Source organism: Streptomyces sp. NPDC002835 (assembly GCF_053591995.1).
The window spans coordinates 1-4365 of sequence record NZ_JBSFUW010000108.1 but is presented as its reverse complement, the minus strand read 5'-3'; the positions used below and the strand labels follow the sequence as shown (position 1 = coordinate 4365).

Sequence of the window (4365 nt, the reverse complement as noted above, 5' to 3'; positions counted from 1 at the left end):
GACCCTGCGCGGATGCGTCCGGGCAGGCGGCCACCATGCCGGTGCCGAACCGGGCCATCCCCCCGGCTTCGCCGGGGGGTGCCGGGGTCGCTTCGCTCCCCCGGCAACTACCCTCGCTGCGCGAGGGACTGACCCCGCGTCACCCGGCGCGCTTCGCTTCGCCGGGTGACGTCCCGTCACTGGCCAAGCGTGCCCACGCGCACCGCGTGTGACAGGTCCGCTGCGCTCCCCTGTCAGCAGCAACGGCCAGGCAGTCGCGCCGTTGTGATGCAGCGTGTGGCGATGGGGGAAAGAGGGGTCAACCCCTCTTGGTCGTGAGCCTCGCTCCGTTATGGCTCACGGGTTCGCTGCGCGTCTCGGAGTAGCCCAGCGGTCCCCCAGTCCACCGGGGCCCGCAGCGGCCCCGGACAGCCCCGCAGGGGAGCACGGGGGGGTGCCGCTCCAGTGCCGCCAGTCTTACCCCCTAGGCCCGCAGAGAGGATGTCGGCTCCCATGGAGTAGAAAAAATGCCGGATGACCAGCGGTTATAGGCATGGTTCATTCCATGGGGAGGGCCATGTTTGGACCCCCCTTTGGAGCCGCACAACGACCCTTGTTTGGGCCCTTCTTTGGACCCCCTGACGAGGCGTAACTCTTGACCTAGGGGCGTGAGTTGGTATTATGGAACATGTCGGAGGGTGGCTCCCACCGACACCGCCCAAAGATCGTCAAGCGAAAGGAATCACATGAAGCGTGTAATCCGCGAATCTGTGATCCGTGATGGAGCGATCCAGCACATGCAGGGACCGAGCACGGTTCAGGCAGTGCAAGCACGGAATATCGCGCATCACCTTCCCCGTCCGGAACTCTTGCTCGCAGCGAGCGTCGTTCACAACTACGACGAGCGTTTTACGGGTATCCGTTTCGAGACTGCGGCAGGTCCGTTCCTGGTGCTGATGCCGGTTGAAGCCGGTTTCTCATACGCGATCGTCTACATGCCGGAAAATCGAATTGTGGGCAGCATCGTGGGGAACGTGGCTAGTAGCCAGGTGTCGGCACCAAAGGTCGCATTCCGTATCTCCGAGTACTTCGGAACGCGCGGGCTGATTTAGCCCAACGGCTCACGCCCGGAATCCGTCCGGGCGTGAGCCTCGCACCTCACCGAAACGAAAAAGGAGAGCCGGAAATGAACGCGGAAGAGTCCGAGATCGTCTACGAAGCCCTGTACCGCCTGGTGAATCGGTTCGGTACCGGACGCCACATGCTGACGGCCACGACCCGCATTGCCGGTCGGCGCAGCGTCACGGAGGCATCAGCGTTCGTGACATTGGTTCCCGAGCCGGAGCCGCACGTCCATGCGTACGGCGCAGTGGAGCAGTTCAGTTATGCGCTTGTGAGTGCAATCGGTTGGGATAACGGTTCGCTTATAAGCCGGTCGTTCGGCGACGGAATCATCATTGTGCGCGGATGGTTCGTGGATCAGCGTTGGCTTTCCCCGATGTCCGAAGGGGAGGTTTTCGCGAATGTGTGCACGGACCCGGACGGTACGAGTTTTACGCCGGATCCTGAATTGAAGTTCCAGGCCGGTTTCCCCCTGTAGGGGAAATCGGGAGGCGTAGCGGGTGGGGGGACTCCCCCCACCCGCCCCTGATCGGTCGACGAGAACAGAAACGGAAAAAATCAGTGACTCACGACAAGACCCGACTTGCAGGATCTGTAACCGCGCTTCCGTGCCCGCCGTCAGAAGTGGAGCGAGGAGAGTGGAAGAACGGTTGGGAGGCCATCCTCAATAAGGCACTTCCCACTCTTCGGAAGGTGTGGCCCGCTCCGGCCACATTGGAAATCGCGCGGGATCTTTTCGCCGTCGGATGGATCACCGGAGTTCGGAACGGCACGGCATCGGGAGACTTGCGCGGGATTAGGCTTCCCTCCCATGTCGTCACGGGAGCTCTCGCCAATCTGGACAGCGCAATTCTCCGCAAGGCTGAGGGCCAGCCGTCGATGTGGCAGCGCGTCGAGTACACCGGCACCGTGAGCCGGGCACGCGGTCGGCAGTTCTACGTGACCCGCATCGAGCACCGGGGCGAGGCGGACGGATCCAGGGTCCGCACTGTGTACGACCTCAGCAGGCGTGAGGGGGGCCGGTTCGTTCGCGTCCTTATCGGAGCGAACGAGGACAGTGTGAGGCCGCTTCCGATGTGGTGGCACCGCCCCTGACCAGTGGTTTAGGTGGGGCAACCGCCGTCGGTTGCCCCACCCTCCAACTCTATGTATTATGGAACATGTCACCGGGTGGCTCCCGGTGACACCGCCGAAAGACCGTCAACCCAAGGAGACAGACCATGACCACTCCGTACGCCACGCGCACGGCAACGAACGTCGCCGCGCACCAGGCCCGGAACGCCGGCTTGCAGGACCTGGTGAACATCCTCCAGTCCCAGCACGACCGGAAGCTGGACGTCATCGCCCCCGCATCCGCACTGCGGGCCGAGCGGGGAAACCTGATCATCGAGGGAGTTCCCCCGCAGATCACTGACGACGGTGTGACCGATGTCGACGGCATGTACCGGCCGACCGGGGTCGCCGACGAAGGTATTGCCGACAAGCTCCGCATCCCCCTGGCCTACGTCCGCCGCCTGCGCGCCGAGGCACCCGGCCTGTACGACGCCAACGTCAACGAGTGGCTCAGGCTCACGCCGGACCGTCGATTCATGGTCCGGGCGATGCGCAGCGACGAGACCGGCGAGGACGGCCGACCGGGGATGGGGATCGCGCGTGCGTTCCTGTCCGACAGCTACCGCCTGATGGACAACGTAGACGTACTGCTCGCCGCGCTGGACGGAATCAAGCAGTCCGGGCACAGCGTCCGGGTCACGGGCTGTGATCTCACCGACCGCCGGATGTACGTCCGGGTGGAGTCCGAAGAAGTCGCCGTACAGGCGCGCGAGCTGCTGAAGGGGTACCGCTCCCCGTTCACCGGCCAGACCGGCGATGAACTCCCGTTGATCAGCGCGGGATTCGTCATCAGCAACAGCGAGGTCGGTTCGGGCGCGTACACCCTCACGCCCCGCGCCGTCGTTCAGGTGTGCACCAACGGGCTCACCATGGCCGAAGACGTCATGCGCGCCGTGCACATCGGTGCCAAGCAGGACGAGGGAGTCATCAAGTGGTCAGCCGGCACCGACCGCAAGACGCTGGAACTGATCACGTCCAAGACGACGGATGCCGTGACGACGTTCCTCTCCCGTGACTACGTCGAAGGCAAGCTGCGGAGCATCGAGGAGGCCGCCGGGCGACCGGTCGAGAAGCCCCAGCAGGTCGTCGAGCAGGTCGCCAAGCGGCTCAACTTCTCCCAGACGACACGGGACAACATCCTGGCTCACTTTGTCCGGGGCGGTCAGATGACAGCCGGTGGTGTCATGCAGGCGGTCACGGCGGCGGCGCAGCAGCTCCCGAACGCGGACGCCGCCCACGAGCTTGAGTCCCAGGCCCTGCCCGCCCTGCGGGCAGCGGCGGCACTCGCGGCCTAGCGCTCCCACGGTGCCGGTCCCTGGCCCACCGCCAGGGACCGGCACCCCGGAACGGCCCATCCGCCGCCGCCCGCGCGGAGGCCAGTCTCCGCGCTGCGGCAGTCGCCCGAGACCAGCATTGGAAGGCCATGCGCCGTCACGCGCCGCACACCACCGCTCAGCCGCCCAGCACGGCAGAGCGCGCCTTGAACGGCCTGGTGACCGTTCTTGGAACCGGATTCCACACCCTTCACTATGTGTCCGCCCAGGACGACGGGACGTTTGTTCTCGCGTCCCTGCCGATCGGCGTAGCACCGCGCGCGCGGATGCTGTACGCCACACCCGAGGCAACTCGCGGTTTCCTTGGCCCGCTCGACGCAGGGCTGGAGAGCCCAGGCTCGAACCGCGCCCTTGTGATCGCCGTGAGCGCGGCCCAACCCCCCGGCCGACCACGCCAGCGCGCGTGCGGTTGGGCCGTGACCGATGGGTGGCTGGAGCCGCTGCTCCCGGCCGCCCTCGATGTGCACGACGCCGACCCGTACCAGTCCCCCGTGATCCCCCAGGAGCCCCACAGTGGCTGACGCCTGCCCCAGCACCACCGCCGCCACCGGAACACTGCGCCGCCTGACACGGCCGCGATCGGCCCCAAGTTCCGCAAGATGCACGGCCGAACGGTCGGCGACTGCGCGGAGTGCGGCCGCACGATCGGCGCGGGCCAGCGCGGAACGCTCCGCCGCCACAACAGGCCCGACGCGGCGTAACCACCGGCGGGGGCCGCCTGCGAGCGGGGGGGGGGGGGCGGGGGGCGGCGCCGGGCGCGCCCCCCCCACACAACAACACGCCGACGCACCCCCACGACGAGGACCGGACGCACACA

3 protein-coding genes are annotated in these 4365 nt (G+C 66.5%); all 3 read left to right on the top strand.

The genetic code is table 11. The features are described 5' to 3' along the window. Positions 1–725: 725 nt before the first annotated feature. A complete protein-coding gene (locus ACWD01_RS37275) occupies positions 726–1091 on the top strand; it encodes a hypothetical protein (RefSeq protein ID WP_451168412.1) in 366 nt (121 codons plus the stop codon). A gap of 74 nt (positions 1092–1165) precedes the next feature. Beyond that, the gene (locus tag ACWD01_RS37270; RefSeq protein WP_451168410.1) at positions 1166–1579 is read left to right on the top strand and encodes a hypothetical protein; all 414 of its coding nucleotides are present in this window, start codon (positions 1166–1168) and stop codon (positions 1577–1579) included. A gap of 742 nt (positions 1580–2321) precedes the next feature. Then, a complete protein-coding gene (locus ACWD01_RS37265) occupies positions 2322–3509 on the top strand; it encodes a DUF932 domain-containing protein (protein WP_451168408.1) in 1188 nt (395 codons plus the stop codon). The last annotated feature ends 856 nt before the right edge of the window (positions 3510–4365 follow it).